Below are 20,214 nucleotides of genomic sequence, written 5' to 3'. Positions count from 1 at the left end.
GTGTAGCGATAATTTTATTTGTAAATATTTGCAAAGAATTTTTAGAGAAACGGAGGTGAAACGGAGGTGAGTGTAAAAAGAGAAACGAAAGAAAAACGAAAGAAAAACCAAGGAGAAACGGAAAAGATACAGAAAAGGAACAAAAAAGGACCAGGCAAAGGAGCGAATTTAATAAGTCAAAAGTCAGGCAATAATATTACCCTTTTCAAAACGGTATAGTATTTGTTTGGTAATCCCTAAATCTGTAATATGGCTACCATTCCGCTAAAAGCACAACAAAGAGTAATTGAAGGTCTAAAGAAATTCATCCCATTGGTTAAGACCTTAAAGGCTAAAGATATAAATGAATCAGATACAGTAGTGGTAGTAACTGATATTCTTTGTGATGTTTTTGGTTTTGAAAAATATGGAGAAATTACCTCAGAATATGCCATTAAAAAGACTTTCTGTGATCTAGCGATTAAAATTGATGGGGAAATAGTTTTCCTTATTGAAGTTAAAGCAATTGGCATTGGTCTCAAATCTGATCATATTAAACAAGCAGTTGATTATGGAGCTAATCAAGGGGTAGATTGGGTAATTCTAACAAATTCATCCAGTTGGAAAATATTCAAGATTGTATTTGCTAAACCTGTGGTCCATGAATTAGTATGTGAATTTGAACTAGAAAACATTTCGGTCAAAAAAGAGGCAGACCTAGAATTAATTCACTTAGTATGTAAGGAAAGTATATTGAAAACCGCCCTTGAAGACTTTCATTCAAAAAAGCAATTTTTAAGTAAACACTTTTTAGGAAATCTACTGATTTCAGATGGCATCATTGAGATTCTAAGAAAGACCATTCGGAAAATGAATCCAGATATTAAAATTGATGTTGAATCCGTTAAAAAGGTCTTAACAGAGGAAGTAATCAAAAGGGAACTTTTTGAAGGAGAAAAGGCTAATGATGCCAATAAACGAATTAATAAATTTTTAAGATCGCAGTTAAATCAAGTTAAAAAGGGTCCTGAAGTTAATAAAAGCGAATAATTAAAATGTACACATGTAAAATACTGAATATCAATAATATAATAAAATTTATAATAATATCAGAATTACAATTATCGTTAAACTGGGACTCTATGTCAATCAAATCATTAGTCTAAATTATTTATAATTACATATTTGACTGATATACAAGTATTTATATAATTAATTATTAAAATTAAATAAAATATTATAAATAATTCTTTGTTTTCAACTATTTCATTACTTTTACCCCTAATTCAGGTCAAGATATATTTAAATAAATAGAATTTATATAAATATTATTAACTCGGATCGAAATATAAATTGCCTAATTAATGCCTTTTTATATAAAGATTTTGATTTATTGATTATTATTATTGTTTATTTAACATATCAAATTCAACAAAATGTTTAAGTACTTCGTTACTTTAATATTGTTTAACTCATAGTAAAAAAACTTTCATATGGACAGCGATGTAAATTAATTCGGCCCCTTTTTATTCAAGCTATAAATCAATGTTAAAACCTTTTCTAGCGCTTTGCAAAAACCTCGTTGGTAATTTTTTAGTAGTATTTGCAAGTATTTGCTCAATTTTGGGCATAGTTCTATACTTCTTTACAAATCTGTATTCTTCAATTTTAGCGCTACTTGTATTTATTTTTTTTCTGCTCGCCTTGTTTATTAAAATATTTTATTCAATTGAAAAATATTTCATCAATAAAAGTAATGTTGGATATAGGAATCTAGCAACATTCTCTAAATACAGTACAAAAGATGGCAACATTGTAACCTATGAAGTCCATAAATCGATAGTTTGTAAAAAAATGCTAATAGACAATCATGAACATCGATTCCAATGGACAGGATCATCTAAACCAATTGTAAGTAGTGACAATATGATTGTGGGAGAACTTCTTAAAACTGAAGACGGTGCATTTGACAAAGCTATTTTAGAGTTTAAGAAACCTTTGATGTATAATGATGTCTCTATTATTCATGTTAAATTGCAAATGGATGACAGTGATCACAGATCAAAACATTGTGTTACTCACAAAATAGTTGCTCCGATTCAATTAATAAATTTCAAGGTTGAACTATTTCATCTTGATGTAACGCAATTAATAAAACAAGCAAAACTATCAAGGAAAAAATTTAATACACAAGTAGACAGTGAATTTGTTTTTATTAAAAGTATACCTTTTGACAATCTATCTCATTCCTATGAGCATTATGAATATGATCCTACAGTGGGATATATATATAAGTTTGAATGGGAATAAACAATTAATAGTAATAATTCAATTTTCGTACCCAAATTTGTCCCCAAAATATAATTAAAGTATATTTAATTGATTTTCAATACATAATTAAGTCCAGGTGGGACCACAAAAACATAGATCCCTTTATTCTTCCGAATAAGGGGATTTTTTATTTACAAGATATTCAGCTGAGCATTTACCATTTTAATCTAAATGCATAGTGAAGAACATTCAAATATAGATTGATGTATGAGTTCATTCAAGCTATGTCTTTCTTGATTTCAAAAAAGTAAATAGGATCAATTACTACTTAGTAACTATAATTTTACCGTTGTGATCTGTTGCATACCGATTCGTAATTTTATAAAAATAAGAACCTGGATAAAAATCATGCGTTGGAATGTATACACTATTAGAAAAAGTTGAATTCCTAACTTCCCTACCCATGGCATTGTAAAATGTGATTTGACTTGGTTCTTCAGAATTGGATTGAACAAATACACCTTCATTCGTCGGATTGGGGTAAATCAAATATTGAATATCAGAAGACAATGCATGTTGTACATTAAGATTCAATTTCCATGAGGATTCTTGGTCGTCATAATATTCATTCAGAAAAGATGGATCCAGACTCAATAATTCATCTAATCTTATGGATTCACTCGCTCTCAATCTCAATACAAATAAGGGTTCATTAGGATTCCATTCCAATTTCGTTCCTGTACTCCAACTTATTTTTAAATTCTGATTGTTCAGATTCCAAAACTCAGGTTCCAGTTGGCTAGATACCATTTCCATACTTAACAAACTAGATTTAGCCTTTAATAAAAACTGTAAACCATACATGGATTGCGCAGCATTAAAATAAACAGGGATGTCAATATCCTTATTGGCTTGCACAATGGTATTCGTCATATTCAAACTGCAATCTAGAGTATTGGATCGCAATTCAAGTAATTCAGAAGCGAAATTATTCTTATAACTCAAATCAATATCACCCATTTTTACAGCAATGACATCAGCATTTTGTCTAGGATAATTGACTATTGTTACACCGGTGAATAATAAAGACTGAATGGTTTGATTGCTCTTATAAAACGTTTTCCAATCGTTCTTTAAAAAATACCATGAATCGACAAAATTAAAATTTCCGATGACGCCTAAAACCAGTTTTCTCAATTCCGAAATATCCGATGCGGTAACATTGAAATTATTATTGACATCAGCGGCTAAATAACGTAAACTATCCAATCGATTCAAACCAAGTATATGTTTTTGGATCAATAAAATATCTTTAGTGGATACTGAATTTAATGGATCTGACTTTTTGGTAAAATTATAATTCACCAAGCCCGTTGTTTTTTCTTTTACAGTAAAAGCATAATGCAATCCACCGTTTTGTGAAAAACAAAATTTTTTAACATTAGTAGGATTACTAAAAGAAACTGAATCCGGTATAACTCGATAATCATTAGCCGTTCTAATTCTACCACCGATATCAGCTGTTGTGGATATGGGATCCAATCCGAAAGTCAGCAATTGGTTGCACTTAAATTGATCCGACACAATTACCGTATAGACTCCGGCCACGAGATTGGTAAGCGTATTTGAAGAAGCTCCATTATTCCATTGGTATGAATAGGGTCCAAATTCACCTTTAGGCGTAATACTAATTAAGCCCTCATTGTCGCATATATTAGTTACAATTTGACTATTGTGTAGAAAACTATTTTGATAAGCCCGCAATGTGATAAACGATGTCAAACTGATCAAAGTGCCTGAACACAAATCATCAATTTTCCATAGACGTCTAATGCGCATAGGAATCGTACAACCATTGGAAATTTTTGTATCAATAAACGTAATTTTTACTTCAGCTAAATTCAAACCATGGCCTAACAAGGCTTCTGATAATGAAATATTTTTGGGATAATCAATCATGGTATCTGCAGGAATATAAATTTGTGAAGTCGTCAAATGTTTCAGATAAATCAACTGAGTGCATCTGGATTGTTCACCGGCAGCATTACGAATCGTAAAAATTCTTGTAACAATATCATTATGATTTTGACATGTTCCTTTATTGAAAATCTCAATATACGTTATGGTAACAGCTCCACCATCGTTTGCTAATATTACTGGTGATCCGGTCACTGAAGTATCATAGGCTTCACCTTCTGTTAGATTGAATTGAGGTGGACAATCCACGATTAAATTCTGTGGACTTTGGGCTAATATTCGTCCCATGACAAGCCACATCAGTAACAAAAAAACAAGATTGGGGTATTTAAAATTCTTCATTGCTGTGTCTTTTAAAAAAATAAAATTAGTTCATTTATACCAACAAAAAAAGCAGGACCCCTATCTATCCTTAAAAAATAACACTTAAGTTAAATGCTTAATACATAAATTCTAGTAGATGGCGCTCTAATGTGCTCAAAAAAAATATATTTGAAAAATAAATATTATTGGATATACCTCGAAATCTCCTCCAATCAGACTCCAAAGGTTTAATCAGAGAACACCCACCCTACTCCCCGATTGCAATTATTTTTATGGTGTTTTTTGCAATTTTAAATTCAAATAAGATATACACAATGGATTCATACTTAAGCTGAAATCATTAATGCTCATCATCCAAAAAAAATATAACAGAAACGTGCTGCTGAAATTATTAGCAGATAAAACTCAAACTTTGGTAATTCAAAATATTTTGAAATCATCATTTATGCGAAAGATGAGCTGTAAATAATTGATGATAAATCTTTATTGGCTTCTCTCATTTCTCTTATGAAATATTGATCCTTAATTTCATCCATGAAAACTTTTTAGACATGAAAAGGCGGATTGAATTAAGACCAATTTGGAAGCTGCGCGGTAAGTTCTTCTGATAAAAATCTAAAATAATACTTGGATGAATCTTGAATGAGCCGAGGATAATTCGTGGATCATTCGTGAACGAGTCGTGAAGACCATTAATACTATTTTATAATCATTTTACCTGAACTCAGGTCTTGAAATGATTTATACATTAAATCATCGTTTGAATATTTAACCGAATGTGGTTTCTTAGTTCAAAGTGTTAGTTCAAAGCGTTGGATTCGTTTTCTACTATAAAATAAGATAGAAAAAAATTTAAAATACCTAAATAGAAAATAGATTAAAATAAAAAGTTCCTCATCTTAAATTAATGGATCCACTACCCTGAAAACTATTATTGAAAAACAAATCTGGATCCTTGGCATAAAGTCAATATATTACATTGACGTTAATACTGCCTAATCAGATGGTTTTTCTAACGATCAATATTTTCTGATCTGAGAAATCCATCCATGCGAAATCATAGACCAGCCAATAGGTCTTGCCTTCCTTATTCATGTAATGTCCAGTATGATATTCAAATCGAAATTTTGCTCTGATTAAAACTAATTTATCTAATTGGACTTGTTTAGCTGATCCAATAATTGTCATCAGGATTTCACGATTGCGGTGGAGATATGAATCGATGAGTGCTGTTTCCTTGATGGTTAATTTTCGGAGTTTATTATTGTATTCATTTTTGCAGGTAACTGAACAAAACTTTTTGTCGGTTCGGCCTATAATTTCTTTGGAGCATTGCAAACATTTATTCATAAGATTCGAATTAATCGTTTATATCAGATATGAAACGATTCAGTTCATTTATTATTATAAACAGCTGAAATTTAACACTTAATAACACCCTTTCATTTAATAATTTCCAATAAGTTTGTAAAAAAAAAACAATATGACCTCATTCACCCAACAGAATTCAACATTAATCATTTCACCTGCGACCGTAAATGGCCAACAGTATATTGCAGTAAGTCCTATAAAATCTACGCAAGAACAAGATTTAATCAGACAGTTACCAGAGAGATACTGGAACCCAAAACACAAATGTTGGTATTTTCCAAAAAACAAAGCCTATTGGACCCATTTCAAACAATTATTTGCCCAATATACCTTGCAAATAAATCAAGGCAAACCCATCCAGATCGATCATCCAAAATATAGCAAATCATCTTCCGGCAATAAAGAATATTCCAAACAAGAAAAGCCTGAACTTAATGAAGAACAACAAATAGCCTTAGTTTCGCTAGAAGCCCAATTGAGGATCAGGCGGTATAGTAGCGAAACCATTAAAACATATTGTTCATCATTCAAAGCATTCTTGAATTATTACAAAGGGACTCCTACAGATCAGTTAAATGAAGGAGATATTAAAGTTTACCTTCTGCATCTTATAAATCAAAACAACATATCAATAAGCCTTCAGAACACAATAATCAATAGCATAAAATTCTATTATGAAAAAGTATTATTACGGGAACGCTTTTTTATTAAAGATCTAAGACCAAAGAGATCATCAACCTTACCGGATATCCTTTCAGAAAGTGAAGTAGAAAGACTGCTTAATTGTACGTCTAACATTAAACACAAGGCCATACTTTCCTTAATTTATGCAGCGGGATTAAGACTAAGCGAGGTTGTCAATTTGCGAAAAGCTGACCTGCTCATGGATCAAAGGAAGATACATGTGAAAGCCGGAAAAGGCAAAAAAGACAGGATGACCCTATTATCTGAAAAAATTATCCTCAGAATAATGGAATATAACGATATTTACAAACCTAAGTATTGGGTATTCGAAGGTCAGGATGGTGGGAAATATAGTCCCAGGAGCGTTCAACTCATATTTAGAAAAGCAGTGGATCTTTCAAAAGTGAATCCCTATGCGACGGTTCATACCCTTCGCCATAGTTTTGCTACACACTTATTGGAGCGGGGGACTGATCTTAGGGTAATACAACATTTATTAGGTCATGGATCGGTAAAAACCACAGAAATCTATACCCACATTACTGACGTTAGCAAAGCAAAAATAATTAGTCCGATTGATCATTTAAATATTTGAAAATGAATAATTTAACCACCTATACATGTAAGAGATATTCACGAAACTCATTAGTTGTATTTCGTGAAGCGAAATGTTAGTGGCAACCCTAATAAACGACCGTTCTCCGTAAACAATGACGCAGTAACTTGACGAGCAGACAGACAGAACAGCGGTCAATTTCGGCAAAGCCGTTTGGCTATCCCTTCTGCAAAAGCAAAAGAGGTGCATTCTCTTTTATTTTTATTTTGGTATGCACCACATTTGCTTTTGCCCAAACACACAAAAACGGTGCTTCGTAGACAATTTAGTACATTTTGACACAGTGGCAATCCTAAAAAAGACAATTCTCCGCAGACATTCCCGTAGCAGCTTGACATGGGAGACAAACAAGAAAAACAAAAGCCCACACTTCGCATTTTTGAAAATTTCTTTTGTCCACAAAGTTTGGCACATTTGCCTTTGCCATCAATCACACAAACCAACCTCAGGGATAAAATCAAAAAACTAATTTTCCACACCAGTAAAAAAAATCTTAGGAAACTTTGTAAAATACAAAAGTTTTCTTAGTTTTGCACCCTGATATTAATAAATAATGGATTACGGAGACAGAATTCTGAATACAGCAAGTGAGCTTTTTTTTAAGTATGGTCTAAAGAATGTGACAATGGACGACATTGCCCATGAACTCGGTATGTCTAAAAAGACACTCTACCAGGAATACACAAACAAAAAAGATATAGTGGAGACCATTACAGAAAAATTCCTGACAAACCATGAGAAAGAATATGAGTTACTCGTTACAGAGGCAAAAGATGCGGTTGAAGAACTCTTAAAGCTCATGGAGAATTTAAACTACATTTTTGAACGGCTGAATTCACGAATAATCTATGATATGCAGCGGCATTTCCCGGAGGCCTGGCAAAAATTTAAAGAACACAAATATCAATTTATGCTAAGGAAAATTATAGACAATTTGAATAGAGGCGTTCAAGAAAATTTATACAGGAAAGATATTCAAGTTGAGATAATTGGCCGAATGCGCCTGGAGCAGATACAGATTGCATTAGATCCAATGATTTTCCCACCTGAAAAATTTTCAATCAAAGAAATTCACCGGCAGTTGTTGCTACAGTATTTGCATGGCATAACAACCATGAAAGGGCATAAGTTGATTAATAAATGTTTGAATGTAAATGAAGATTAATATGATAAAGAAGGTAATAACCATCTCAGTACAGCTCGTCTTAACTTGTTTTTGTGTGGTAGAAGCTTATGGCCAAAGTGATTTTCAAAACCTAAACCTCCAAAAGCTTATTCAAAGGGCGTTAGAAACAAATCATAATGCTAAAAAAGCAGACCTCGATGTTGAGAATAGCAATTATAAAATTAAGGAAATCCGTTCTGCCACTATGCCACAAATTAGTGGAACTTCTGCTTTAAATTACAATCCGCTTTTACAGCAAAGTGCTTTACCTGGTGATTTTTTTGGACAACCTGGAACAACCATATTAGTAGCTTTAGGACAAAAGTGGAACGCAAGTGCAGGAATAAATGTTAACCAAATAATATTTAATCAGGCCGTTTTTTCAGGTCTTAAAGCAGCGTCAACAACTCGTGAATTTTATAAACTTAATGCTGATTTGACAGACGAAAATATTATTGAACAGGTAACTTCTGCTTATTACGGAGTAATGGTTCAGCGTCAGCAATTAGTAGTATTGGATACCACAATAAAAAATACAGAGAAACTGCTTACTATTCTGCAAACAAATTATCAAAATGGTTTAGTGAAGAAACTTGATGTTGATAGAATTTCTGTTACATTTTCTAATCTGAAAACCAGGAAGCAACAGGTAGTGAATTCCATAAATTTATTGGAGAACCAACTTAAGTTTCTGGTTGGAATCCCACTTGAGCAATCTGTAACATTTGCAGAAATTGATATTACTGCAATCAATCCTCAATTCGTTCAAGATTCCATTTCTGATTTTTCTAACCGGCTTGAAATAAGTATGCTGGAAACTCAATCCAGACTTTTAAACTACCAGTTAAAATCCTATCAGGCGGAATACTATCCAACTTTGTCACTCGCGGGAAATTATAGTTATCAGGGATTAAGCAATGACTTTCCAATTGGTGCTGAAACCGGCAAAGCAAATTGGTTTGACGTAGCTACAATTGGGCTGAGTTTAAGAGTTCCAGTTTTTAATGGCTTTGCAACTAATTCACGAATCCAGCAATCTAAAATTGCCATTAAAAAAATGGAAGAGGACATCGCGCTTGCTAAAGAATCTATGAATCTTGCTTACAAAAATGCTATCACCCAAATGTCCAATAATTTACTGAACCTAAGCGCTCAAAAGCAGAACATGGAATTGGCTGAGGATGTATACAACAGTACAGCTCAAAATTACAATACCGGGTTAACTTCTTTAACCGATCTTTTATCTGCCGAAAATTCACTTACTGAAGCTCAAAACAATTACCTGACAGAATTACTTAAATACAAACTTGCCGAACTCCAAGTTATGAAATCAAGGGGGCAGCTAAAATCATTAGTCAAATAAGCAAAAAATAAAAAACAAAACGAAAATGGCAAAGAGAACAAAAAATATTCTTTTAATAGTTATTGGAATAGGAACAATATCATTGGTTGCTTTTATTCTTAACCGGAATAAGCAAAAAAACCAGGAAAAAATGGCTATTGTTAATGATGTAAATACAGAAATAATGGTAAGGGTTGATGCAGTTCAAAAGAAACATTTTGATCTTGTTTACGAGTCAAATGGTAAGTTTGCTGCAATTAATCAGGTGGATTTTTCTTCTGAAACTTCCGGCCGGGTTTTACAAATCCTGGTAAAAGAGGGCGATCATGTTTCCTCAGGACAGGAACTTGCCATTATAAAGGCGGATGCATTGGGGCTTGATTTGGAAAATGCACAAGCAGGCTATGAAAGTGCATTAAAGGAAAAAGAAAGATTTGAAAGTGCTTTTAAAACAGGAGGCGTTACCCAGCAACAGCTAGATCAGGTTAAACTTGCCTTAAAAAATGCAGAAAGCAGACTTGAGCAAGTTAAATTGAGGTATAGCGATACCAGGATAAAGTCAACCATTAATGGATTTGTAAATAAACGTTATGTAGAACAAGGTGCTTTTGTAGCGCCTGGAAGTCCTCTGTTTGAAATTGTTGATGTATCAAAGCTAAAATTAGAAATTGCGGTAAATGAAAGTCAGATTGCAAGAATAAAGTTAGGAGACAAAGTAACTGTAAAAGCAAGTGCTATACCCGATCAGGAATTTGAAGGCACTGTCAGATTTATAGCGGTAAAGGCTAATAATTCTCTGAATTTCCCGGTTGAAATAGAGATCAATAATGATTCTAAAAAAAGCCTGAAAGCAGGTATGTTTGGCACGGCCCTCTTCAAAACAAACGCTTCTGAAGAGCCTCTGATAGTTGTTCCAAGAACCGCTTTCGCAGGAAGTGTCAATTCAAAGGAAGTTTATGTTGTTAATAGTAATGGAAAGGCGATTTTGAGAAAAGTGACACCCGGTAGAATTGAAGGGGATTTAGTTGAGATTTTAGACGGTTTAAAACAAGGGGAGCTTGTTGTTACAAGGGGTCAGATAAATTTACATGATGACGAGGTTAAAGTTTCGGTTATACAATAAGCGTGGTGTTTATAAAAAGTAAATAAAGATGAAAATAACAGAAATTTCTATAAAAAGACCTACAGTAGTATTGGTTCTTTATATAATACTAACATTAGGCGGATTGTTGAGTTATACATTTTTAAATTATGAATTGCTGCCGAAATTCAGTCCGCCTGTATTAATGGTTACTACTATTTATCCTGGCGCCTCACCGAGCGAAGTAGAGACCTCAGTAACAAAGGAAATAGAAACTGCCGTTGCTTCAATGGAAAATGTTAAAAAGCTCGAGGCAAAGTCGTTTGAAAGCATTTCAATTGTAACCATTTCTTTTTATGATGATGCTGATATTGACTATGCGCTTAATGATGCTCAAAGAAAAATAAACGCTGTATTAAAAAACCTCCCGGATGATGTCGATCCTCCTTCACTGGCAAAGTTATCTCTGGATGATTTGCCTATCATGACTCTTGCAGCGTCTTCTAAACTTACCGATCCTAAGTTCTTTGATGTCATAGAAAACAGGATAACCCCTGCTTTATCACGCGTTGATGGGGTTGCAAGGATAGACATCATTGGAGGACGAGAGCGTGAAATCCAGGTTAATATTGATCCTCAAAAACTTGAGGGATACGGAATTTCTTTGATGCAGATTCAAAGCGCCATTTTAACTTCCAACCTTGATTTTCCTACTGGCAGTGTTAAAACCTCTGAACAAGATATCCTCATCCGTTTGTCCGGTAAATTTAAAAATCTGGAAGAGCTTCGCAACCTTGTGGTTTTTGATGATCCAAAAAACTTTATACAGATAAGGTTAAAAGATGTAGCTGATATTCAGGATGGTGAAAAAGATATAGAAAAAATTGCAAGGGTTGACCAGAAAAGCACATTGGCTCTGTCGGTTATGAAACAAACAGATGCCAATGCGGTTGATGTCAGCAAAAAAATAAAATCCGCCATTGAAAAAATGATGGCCAATGAATATAGAAATATTGATCTCAATGTTCAGGTAGTAAACGATAAATCTGACTATACACTGGAGTCAGCCAATGCAGTTATTTTTGATTTGATTATTGCAATAATTTTAGTGGCTATAGTGATGCTTTTTTTCCTGCATAGCATTAGAAATTCCCTGATAGTAATGATATCCATACCGGCATCTTTAATTGCCACTTTTATTGGAATGTACTTAATGGGGTATTCATTAAATCTGATGTCCCTTCTTGGGCTATCATTAGTGGTGGGTATTCTTGTTGACGATGCTATTGTGGTGCTTGAGAATATATACAGGCACATGGAAATGGGAAAAAACAGGGTTCGAGCGGCTTTTGATGGTACAAAGGAAATAGGATTTACCGTAATCTCTATTACCCTGGTAATTGTGGTGGTGTTTATCCCCATCGCATTAAGTTCAGGAATTGCAGCCAAGATACTCAAAGAGTTTTGTGTGACGGTTTCCATGGCAACTCTTCTATCATTGGTAGCTTCCTTTACCTTGGTTCCCTGGTTGTCTTCTCGGTTCGGAAAACTGGAGCGTGTCAGCACCAAAACGATCTTTGGAAGACTTATACATTCCTTTGAAAGAGGCTTAAATAATTTCACGGAATGGATAAGTAACCTTTTGAAATGGAGTTTGTCTCATAAAAAAATAACTCTTTCGGTTGTTACAGTTCTATTCTTTAGTTCATTTTTGTTAATCGGTAAAGGTTTTATAGGAACCGAGTTTTTTGCTTCGGGCGACAGGGGCGAATTTATTGTACAAGTTGAGCTTCCTAAGTATTCATCCATCGAGCAGACAAACTTATATACACAAAAAGCAGAAGAGTTTCTGAGGAAAAAACCGGGAGTTACAAGAGTAATAACAACTGTTGGGACATCAAGCGAAGGATTTTCCGGCTCCCTTTCTCCTGCTTATGTTTCTGAGATAAATGTTCAGTTAATTCCGAAGGAAATGCGTGAAGAGGCTTCTATTTATGCTGTCAAAGTAAAGAAAGAGCTTTCAAATATCCTGGTTGGGGCAAAAATCAAAACTACTCCAATCAGTCTAATGGGCACCGCAGAGAGCCCCCGATTGCTTTGGTTGTCTTTGGATCTGATCTGGACAGCGTGATGAATTACGCCAATACCGCAATGGACGAATTAAAAAAATAAAAGGCGCTACCGAAGTAAAGCTTTCCGTTGAAGCAGGTAATCCTGAAGTAAAGGTGGAAGTTGACAGAGATAAAATGTCAAGCTTAGGATTGAACATGGCATCGATTGGTTCAACTATGAGAACAGCATTTAGTGGAAACACCGATGCTAAATTTAGAACCGGTGAGTACGAATACGATATAAATATCCGGTATGGTAGCTTTAACAGGCAAAATATAGAGGATGTGAAGAACCTCATATTTACGAATAATCGTGGAGAAAAATTCTGTTGAGCCAGTTCGCTAATGTTAAGGAAGGATCAGGGCCGAGCAGGCTAGAAAGAAGAGATAAAAGTACATCTGTAACAATTGAAGCACAATCAGTTGGACGTCCGAGTGGAGACGTTGGCACCGAGTGGGGGAATGCTATTAATCAATTAAAAAGACCTGATGGCGTCAATTTTCTATGGAGTGGGAATATTGAAATGCAGCAAGATGGTTTTGGGACACTGGGAATTGCTTTAATTGCTGCAATTCTTTTAGTGTATTTAATTCTTGTAGCCCTTTATGATAATTTTGTTTACCCACTTGTCGTGCTTTTCTCCATACCTCTTGCTATTATCGGTGCTTTGCTTGCCTTAGCGCTTACCAACAATACGCTTAATTTATTTACAATATTAGGACTTATTATGCTGATAGGATTGGTTGCAAAAAATGCCATTATATTGGTTGACTTCACCAATCAAAGAAAAAAAGAAGGAGCAAACACTTTTCAGGCCATAATGGAAGCAAACAGGGCTCGTTTACGGCCTATCTTAATGACGACCTTAGCAATGGTATTTGGAATGCTGCCCATTGCAATGGCAGGCGGTGCCGGTGCTGAATGGAAAAACGGCTTGGCATGGGTAATTATTGGCGGATTAATTAGTTCCCTGTTTTTAACTTTAATTATTGTTCCTGTCATGTACGATATTTTTGATAAGATCATAGCAAGATTTAATAAGGGTAAAACAAAACCGCCCATAGAAAAACTGCTGATTGAGCGTTTAAATGGTCATTCGGAGCTGCTTTCCAAGGATTCAATCATAGTAGAATCTAGCTAAAGACTAACAACTTGAATTAATTATGACAATGAGTATAAATCAAAATCCTGCACTTAACAAATTATTCGCTTCGGACAGCGGTTTGCCCAATCAACAACAGGAAGGATACATTCCCGGTGTTTGTAACATTGGCAAAAAGGAAATTAAGCGCAGAAAACAAGCAGCAATATTCGGTTTTGTGCTTTGTATAGTGTGCATAACGCTTATACAATGGCTTGAAGCTGACCGAATTTGGAAACTGCTGCTATTTATCCCTGCGGCTTCGCTTGGCATTAGTTTTCAGCAATGGTATTTTAAGTTTTGTGTGGCATTCGGAATAAAGGGCGTATTTAATTTCGGAAACATCGGCAAAACATTTACTGTGGAACAAAAAGAATATTTCAGAAAAGACCGAATAAAGGCATGGCAGATGATTATATCAGGAGTATTGTTTGGCATAGCAGCGGCTTTACTTTATTTTCTATAAATTAATCAATAAAACCAAAAAACTATGGAAACTCAATCAATGTCAAAAACAAGAAAAATCATCAACTGGATATTTGTAGGACTAATGTCCGCCTTGTTCATTATGAGTGCAACCATGAAACTAATGGCAGGTGCAGACGCAGAAATTGCTGTAAACTTTGTTAAGTGGGGACTGGAAGGCAAATTGATGTTAATAGGAATGGGCGAACTCATTGCAGCAATTTTATTTCTGATTCCCCGAACATCATCATTGGGAGTTCTGTTGCTCTCTGCTCATTTGGGAGGTGCAATTGCCACACACATGGAACATGGAGAAATGTTTATTCCCCAAGCAATAATGCTGTTATTGGTATGGGTTGCTAATTATTTGCGTAATCCGGAAATGCTGTCAAGTTTCTTTAAAAAATAAATTATGGAACGCAAAGATTTTTTAAAACTATTAGCGTTAGAAGTCGGTATTTGGCGGGACAAGTCCTCAAAATAAACAGGTATACAAACTGAAATTTACCAAAAGACCTGCTTAACATTTAGCAAACGACCTTTGTTACATCGGACAAGTGGCTTGTTACTTCGGGGACAAGCCACTTTACTTTAGACAAATCCTTTGTTATTTATGAAAAACGCATAAACAACTTAGAGAAATCATTTGTTAACTTGGAGACAAGCGATGTTATTCAGGGAAAACACCTTGTTCATTTAGACAAATCAGATGTAAAACAGGAAACTCTCTACTGCCAAATGGAGACAACCTACTGCACAGCGGACAGACCCTGCTACTAACGCCACCCTATTGTCAAGCACATTTGCTTTTGCCTCATTTTATTTTTTATTGAAGGCAAAATCAAAAGAGCTTGCCAATCCCACCGCACCCACAACAGACCAACCCGTAATGACACGACACGACAAAGAAAAAGAAGAGCAGCCACTAACAGGCGTTTGGCTCAATGGCGGGTGACGTGGTTAATTGAACATTCTACCTCGCATCAACTTTTGTGGTGTATTGACAGTTTTGTGCTCCGAAATCCGCCACTGCGCCAAGCGCCAAAACGTTACCCCCAGTGATGACCCTGAATGGAGCAACTTCACTAAATTTTTTGCTCAAAATTTTGAAAGGTATGGAATAAAAAAACTAATAAGTACTAGTTATGCACCTGATAGCAAACTATATAAAACCAATTATCAACCTACACTTTTTGAAACAACAAATCCACAATTTGACAAAAAGAAAACAATAAAAAACGGAAAAATATTTACACTTACTCACGACAAAAGTGGAGATGGGAAAATTGATGTAAACGACCTTGAATGGACTTACCTTAAAGGCGATGGTGATTTTAATAGCGATGAAATTAAAAAATTACGAGACGAAGCCGACATAATAATTACAAATCCGCCATTTTCTTTGTTTCGCAACTTTTTATCTTGGATAGTCGAGGCAGAAAAGCAATTTTTAATTATTGGTAACATAAATGTTGTTACATATAAAGAAGTTTTTCCTTTAATTAAAGAAAACAAATTATGGTTAGGTACAGGAATGGGAAGATGGATTTCTGGGTTTATTGTTCCTGAAACCTATGAATTGTATGGAACAGAAGCAAGAATTGATGAATTAGGAAATCGAATAGTTGCTACAAATAGTTGTCTTTGGCTTACAAATTTAGACCACGGCAGAAGACATCAACCGTTGCCCTTAATGACAATGGAAGATAATATAAAGTTTAGTAAACATAAAGAAGTAAAAGGAAATGAATATCCAAAATATGAAAATTATGATGGCATAAATGTACCTTTTACAGATGCTTTACCTAGTAACTATGATGGCATAATGGGTGTTCCAATAAGCTTTTTAGATAAATATTCACCAGAACAATTTGAAATTATAGATTGTTGCGAACCTTGTATTGATTTAGAAATTTTAAAACAAAATCCAGCTTTCAAAGAATATAAATCAAGACAGGTAATGTATAATGGAAAATTATGTCAAAAAACTTATCATAGAATTTTAATAAGACACAAGAAATAATGGAAACAGCATTAAGAACAGATATAACAATAAAAGACATTTGCGATGGGTTCATTTACAACGAACTTGAAGGCAAAGGTCTGTTTGGACTTTCGGGAACTTTAACCATTCAACCTGAATACCAACGTAACTATATTTATGCAGACGGAAAAAGAGACGTTGCAGTAATAAATTCAATCTTAAAAGGTTATCCATTAGGTTTAATTTATTTCAACAGAGTAGATAAAAACAGCCTTGAAGTTTTAGACGGACAACAGCGAATTACAAGTTTTGGAAGATTTGTAACTAACAAATTTGCAATAAAAGACGAAAACGGAATGGAGCAATATTTTAGTGGTATTGCAGAAGACAAACAAAAGAAAATTTTAGAAGCTAAACTTTTAATTTATGAATGTGAGGGAACAGAAAGCGAAATAAAAGAATGGTTTAGAACCATTAATATTTCAGGTGTTCCATTAACAAATCAAGAATTATTAAATGCAGTTTATTCAGGTCCTTATGTAACACTTGGAAAAGAAGAATTTAGCAATAGCCGAAATGCTAACATTCAGAAATGGAGTGCTTACATTTCTGGTAGTGCAAACCGACAAGACTTTTTGGAAAGAGCTTTGGAATGGGTAAGCAAAGAAAATGTTGGCGATTATATGAGCAAACACCGATTTGACAACAACATTACAGAACTTAAAAACTATTTTACAAGTGTTATTGACTGGGTTTCTACAGTGTTTACAGACGTAGAAAGCGAAATGAAAGGACTTGAATGGGGCAGACTTTACGAAACGTATAAGAAACAACCATACAACTCAAAGACAGTTTCAGAACAAGTTAAAAAATTGTATGCTGACCCATACATAAAAAACAGAAAAGGCGTTTTTGAATTTATTTTGGGTGGTTCAACAGACTTTAAACTTTTGGAAGTTCGAGTTTTTGACGAAGCTACAAAAAAATCAACTTACGCTATTCAGACAGCAGAAGCTGAAAAGAAAAATATATCAAATTGTTCACATTGTGCAATCGGACACGATGCTAACAAAACCAAAATTTGGAAATTAGCAGAAATGGACGCAGACCACGTTACAGCTTGGAGTAAAGGCGGAGCAACCGACATTAAAAACTGTGAAATGTTGTGTAAATCGCATAACAGAGCAAAAGGAAATAAATAGAAAATGACGAACAAAAAACACCGAACGGCTAACAGCAGTTTGGCAAAATGGCGGGTTCAGTGCTAAATTGAACATTTGGTTTTCAAATAAACATTAGTGCTAAATTGAAAGTAAGTGCTTCAAAATCCGCCACTTCGCCAAGCTGCAAAACGTTAGCGGCAACTCTAAAACAACGACAGTGAAACTATTCAACTTTATAAACAGACAACCCAAAACAGACTTCTCACCAGAGCAGATTATTGGACGTTTGGTTGACTATATGCCCAACTTTTATAGAACACACAGACAGTTTATTAATTGTGTTGAATTTTTAGACAACAGAGAATGGGAACTTGCACTTGACAGTTTAATCGAACTTGCAGACGAAACAGAACATTATTTCTCGGAAGACTTTTGGCTCGGACTTGCAGACTCTGCCGACAAAATGGATTTAACTGACAAAGCAAACTATTGCAGAAAGCAAATCAAACGAAACGAAAAAGATATAAAATCAAAGACACCATTTGGTTGGACAACCATAAAATTTGACGACACACATTTTCAACATCATATTTCGGACAAACTAAAAGAAGAATGGGCGACCGAAAGACGAGGAAAAGATAAAGTTCAAGAATTGCTGACGAAAGAAGGAGTGCATTTAAAATCACACGGACGAAGTGGATTTTTATACATTACGGACAATGGAAAAGTTGCCGAAGTTGAATTTGAATTAGGAATGAATGGACTTATTCTTTATTTCAATAATTTGACAAGTTGGTCATTGCCGACAAAGCAAATAATAACAGTTGACGAGAAACAGAAAATAAAATTAGATATTAATAATTGGGCGAGAAACACAAAAAATGCAATTGAATTTGACGACTGAAAAAAGAGCAGCCACTAACATCGGTTTGGCAATATGGCGGCTGAAGTGCTTCTATGAAACATTTGTGCAAGGTTCAACAGTAGTAATTCTATTGAACTTTTGTGCTAAAAATCCGCCACATCGCCAAGCCGAAAAACGTTATAGGCAAGCTTCAGCAAAATTGCAAAAATAGAAAACAAATGATTTCTACATGAAAAGATATACAATAGAAAACTTACTTAGAGTTGACAAATGCATTTTGGAATTTGCAAAAGAAAGCGAAGAATTTATTAGAGAATTCAGGATAAATGAAATCTCATTAGAAACTCTAAAAACCATTTTTGTCAGTGAACCGAATGATGATGAATTATATTTAAGTTACGGTATAAATGAATTACAAGCTGAAACTATAAACAAAAATCTAAATACTCAAATAGAATTCGACTTTGGGAAGTTTGAATATTATTTTCAACAATATGGTGAATATAAAGAGATTGAAAAAGCCAGCCTATAACAGCTGTTTCTCGCAATTGCGAATTTTGTTGTAAGTTCACGTTGACGATTCGCAAGAAATATTATCTTAGTGGAAAATAATTCGTTCCGAAGTTCGCAACTGACGAGAAGCGCCAAAACGTTGTGCGTAAGCTTAAAACCCGATAACATATAGAAAAATTGAAACAAAAATTAAGAAAATGAAATCAAAATATTTTAGCTTATTACTATTAATACTTGTAACAATTTCTAGTTGTACAAATGCCAAACAATCCAAAGATAAAGTTCCAAGTCACGATGAATTTACAATAGAATCAAAACAAGTTGGCGAAACAAGAAATATTAATGTTTGGACACCACAAGAATATAAAACAGGTACAGACTCTTTGCCAGTAATGTATATGGCTGACGGAGGAATTATAGACGAAGATTTTCCTCACATTGCAAATACACTTTCAGAACTTATAATTGCTAAAAAAATACCACCAATGATTTTAGTTGGAATTGCAAACACACAGCGAAGAAGAGATTTGTCGGGTCCAACAGAAATTGAAAAAGACAAAGAAGTTGCACTAGTTGTAGGTGGTTCTGAAAAATTTAGAGCATTTATTAAAGAAGAACTTTTTCCTGAAATTAGTAAACGATATAGAACTACTTCTGAAAAAAGTATTATAGGTGAATCGTTGTCAGGTTTATTTGTTGTTGAGACATTTTTTCTTACACCTGAAATGTTTGACAATTATATTGCTTTTGACCCTTCACTTTGGTGGAACAATCATTATTTAGTGAGAACAGCAAAAGAGCATTTAGCGTTATTTCCAAAAACTGAAAAAAGAATATGGTTTGCAGGTTCAAGTGAAGAAGACATTTCACAATATACAAACAGCTTGGCTGAAATTTTAAAGACAGAAAATCTACCAAATATTAATTGGATTTATTCACCTGAACCAAAAGAGAAACACAACACTATTTTTAGAGCAACGAAAGAAAAAGCCATAATTTGGACATTTAACAAAACAAAATAAAAGCCTAACGCACAACATGGGTTTGCCAAAAGTGGGGCAGAATCGTAAGTTTGAGCATTTGGAATTCTATTGAGCATTATCGTAAATTTGAGCATTGGTATTTCAAATTCCCCACCTTCGGCAAGCCCAAGACCGTTAC

The 20,214-nt window shown here is 34.3% G+C and carries 15 protein-coding genes and 1 pseudogene; 14 read left to right on the top strand and 2 right to left on the bottom strand.

Annotated elements, in window-relative coordinates; genetic code table 11:
- Positions 1-249: 249 nt before the first annotated feature.
- Both IPK88_09625 and IPK88_09620 read left to right on the top strand, forming a co-directional pair.
- Entirely contained in the window at positions 250-1,029 is a 780-nt protein-coding gene (locus IPK88_09625) for a type I restriction enzyme HsdR N-terminal domain-containing protein (GenBank protein ID MBK8243673.1), read from the top strand.
- 495 nt (positions 1,030-1,524) lie between these two features.
- Positions 1,525-2,289: a hypothetical protein gene (locus IPK88_09620; protein ID MBK8243672.1), complete on the top strand. Its 765-nt coding sequence runs from the start codon at positions 1,525-1,527 to the stop codon at positions 2,287-2,289.
- A gap of 285 nt (positions 2,290-2,574) precedes the next feature.
- On the opposite strand, the gene IPK88_09615 is transcribed toward IPK88_09620, so the two are convergent.
- Both IPK88_09615 and IPK88_09610 read right to left on the bottom strand, forming a co-directional pair.
- Entirely contained in the window at positions 2,575-4,569 is a 1,995-nt protein-coding gene (locus IPK88_09615) for a T9SS type A sorting domain-containing protein (protein MBK8243671.1), read from the bottom strand.
- Positions 4,570-5,550: 981 nt separating this feature from the next.
- On the bottom strand, positions 5,551-5,901 hold the full coding sequence (locus IPK88_09610; GenBank protein ID MBK8243670.1) for a hypothetical protein: 351 nt from the start codon (positions 5,899-5,901) through the stop codon (positions 5,551-5,553).
- Positions 5,902-6,034: 133 nt separating this feature from the next.
- On the opposite strand from IPK88_09610, the gene IPK88_09605 reads away from it, so the two are divergent.
- From IPK88_09605 to IPK88_09550, 12 genes and pseudogenes are all read left to right on the top strand, one after another.
- Positions 6,035-7,201, top strand: a complete 1,167-nt coding sequence (locus IPK88_09605; protein ID MBK8243669.1) for a site-specific integrase — start codon at positions 6,035-6,037, stop codon at positions 7,199-7,201.
- Between the two features lie 574 nt (positions 7,202-7,775).
- Positions 7,776-8,387: a TetR/AcrR family transcriptional regulator gene (locus tag IPK88_09600; protein MBK8243668.1), complete on the top strand. Its 612-nt coding sequence runs from the start codon at positions 7,776-7,778 to the stop codon at positions 8,385-8,387.
- Between the two features lies 1 nt (position 8,388).
- Positions 8,389-9,750, top strand: a complete 1,362-nt coding sequence (locus IPK88_09595) for a TolC family protein (protein MBK8243667.1) — start codon at positions 8,389-8,391, stop codon at positions 9,748-9,750.
- Between the two features lie 25 nt (positions 9,751-9,775).
- Positions 9,776-10,852, top strand: coding sequence for an efflux RND transporter periplasmic adaptor subunit (locus tag IPK88_09590; GenBank protein MBK8243666.1), 1,077 nt, complete (start codon positions 9,776-9,778; stop codon positions 10,850-10,852).
- A 28-nt stretch (positions 10,853-10,880) separates the two neighbouring features.
- Positions 10,881-14,063 (top strand): annotated as a pseudogene (locus IPK88_09585) (efflux RND transporter permease subunit).
- Between the two features lie 22 nt (positions 14,064-14,085).
- Positions 14,086-14,529 (top strand): hypothetical protein, encoded by a 444-nt coding sequence (locus IPK88_09580; protein ID MBK8243665.1) that lies wholly within the window; start codon positions 14,086-14,088, stop codon positions 14,527-14,529.
- Between the two features lie 24 nt (positions 14,530-14,553).
- Positions 14,554-14,937, top strand: coding sequence for a DoxX family protein (locus tag IPK88_09575; protein ID MBK8243664.1), 384 nt, complete (start codon positions 14,554-14,556; stop codon positions 14,935-14,937).
- Between the two features lie 555 nt (positions 14,938-15,492).
- A complete protein-coding gene (locus IPK88_09570) occupies positions 15,493-16,551 on the top strand; it encodes a DNA methyltransferase (GenBank protein ID MBK8243663.1) in 1,059 nt (352 codons plus the stop codon).
- On the top strand, positions 16,551-17,714 hold the full coding sequence (locus IPK88_09565; protein MBK8243662.1) for a DUF262 domain-containing protein: 1,164 nt from the start codon (positions 16,551-16,553) through the stop codon (positions 17,712-17,714). Before IPK88_09570 ends, IPK88_09565 begins: the two co-directional genes overlap by 1 nt.
- A 124-nt stretch (positions 17,715-17,838) precedes the next feature.
- Complete coding sequence (locus IPK88_09560; protein MBK8243661.1) at positions 17,839-18,579, top strand: hypothetical protein; 741 nt, start codon at positions 17,839-17,841, stop codon at positions 18,577-18,579.
- A 190-nt stretch (positions 18,580-18,769) separates the two neighbouring features.
- A complete protein-coding gene (locus IPK88_09555; GenBank protein MBK8243660.1) occupies positions 18,770-19,072 on the top strand; it encodes a hypothetical protein in 303 nt (100 codons plus the stop codon).
- Between the two features lie 178 nt (positions 19,073-19,250).
- Positions 19,251-20,075: an alpha/beta hydrolase gene (locus tag IPK88_09550; GenBank protein ID MBK8243659.1), complete on the top strand. Its 825-nt coding sequence runs from the start codon at positions 19,251-19,253 to the stop codon at positions 20,073-20,075.
- Positions 20,076-20,214 lie beyond the last annotated feature (139 nt).

This window comes from Candidatus Defluviibacterium haderslevense (assembly GCA_016712225.1).
In the GTDB taxonomy this organism is placed as follows: domain Bacteria; phylum Bacteroidota; class Bacteroidia; order Chitinophagales; family Saprospiraceae; genus Vicinibacter; species Vicinibacter haderslevensis.
The sequence above is the reverse complement of the archived record's forward strand: the minus strand, read 5'-3'. Positions and strand labels throughout refer to the sequence as shown.

Excerpts from the sequence above, each read along its gene's own strand:
- IPK88_09615 (MBK8243671.1), bottom strand. The coding sequence starts at position 4,569 with ATGAAGAATTTTAAATACCCCAATCTTGTTTTTTTGTTACTGATGTGG.
- IPK88_09605 (MBK8243669.1), top strand. The coding sequence starts at position 6,035 with ATGACCTCATTCACCCAACAGAATTCAACATTAATCATTTCACCTGCG.
- IPK88_09600 (MBK8243668.1), top strand. The coding sequence starts at position 7,776 with ATGGATTACGGAGACAGAATTCTGAATACAGCAAGTGAGCTTTTTTTT.
- IPK88_09610 (MBK8243670.1), bottom strand. The coding sequence starts at position 5,901 with ATGAATAAATGTTTGCAATGCTCCAAAGAAATTATAGGCCGAACCGAC.
- IPK88_09580 (MBK8243665.1), top strand. The coding sequence starts at position 14,086 with ATGACAATGAGTATAAATCAAAATCCTGCACTTAACAAATTATTCGCT.
- IPK88_09555 (MBK8243660.1), top strand. The coding sequence starts at position 18,770 with ATGAAAAGATATACAATAGAAAACTTACTTAGAGTTGACAAATGCATT.
- IPK88_09550 (MBK8243659.1), top strand. The coding sequence starts at position 19,251 with ATGAAATCAAAATATTTTAGCTTATTACTATTAATACTTGTAACAATT.
- IPK88_09565 (MBK8243662.1), top strand. The coding sequence starts at position 16,551 with ATGGAAACAGCATTAAGAACAGATATAACAATAAAAGACATTTGCGAT.
- IPK88_09625 (MBK8243673.1), top strand. The coding sequence starts at position 250 with ATGGCTACCATTCCGCTAAAAGCACAACAAAGAGTAATTGAAGGTCTA.
- IPK88_09595 (MBK8243667.1), top strand. The coding sequence starts at position 8,389 with ATGATAAAGAAGGTAATAACCATCTCAGTACAGCTCGTCTTAACTTGT.
- IPK88_09575 (MBK8243664.1), top strand. The coding sequence starts at position 14,554 with ATGGAAACTCAATCAATGTCAAAAACAAGAAAAATCATCAACTGGATA.
- IPK88_09620 (MBK8243672.1), top strand. The coding sequence starts at position 1,525 with ATGTTAAAACCTTTTCTAGCGCTTTGCAAAAACCTCGTTGGTAATTTT.
- IPK88_09590 (MBK8243666.1), top strand. The coding sequence starts at position 9,776 with ATGGCAAAGAGAACAAAAAATATTCTTTTAATAGTTATTGGAATAGGA.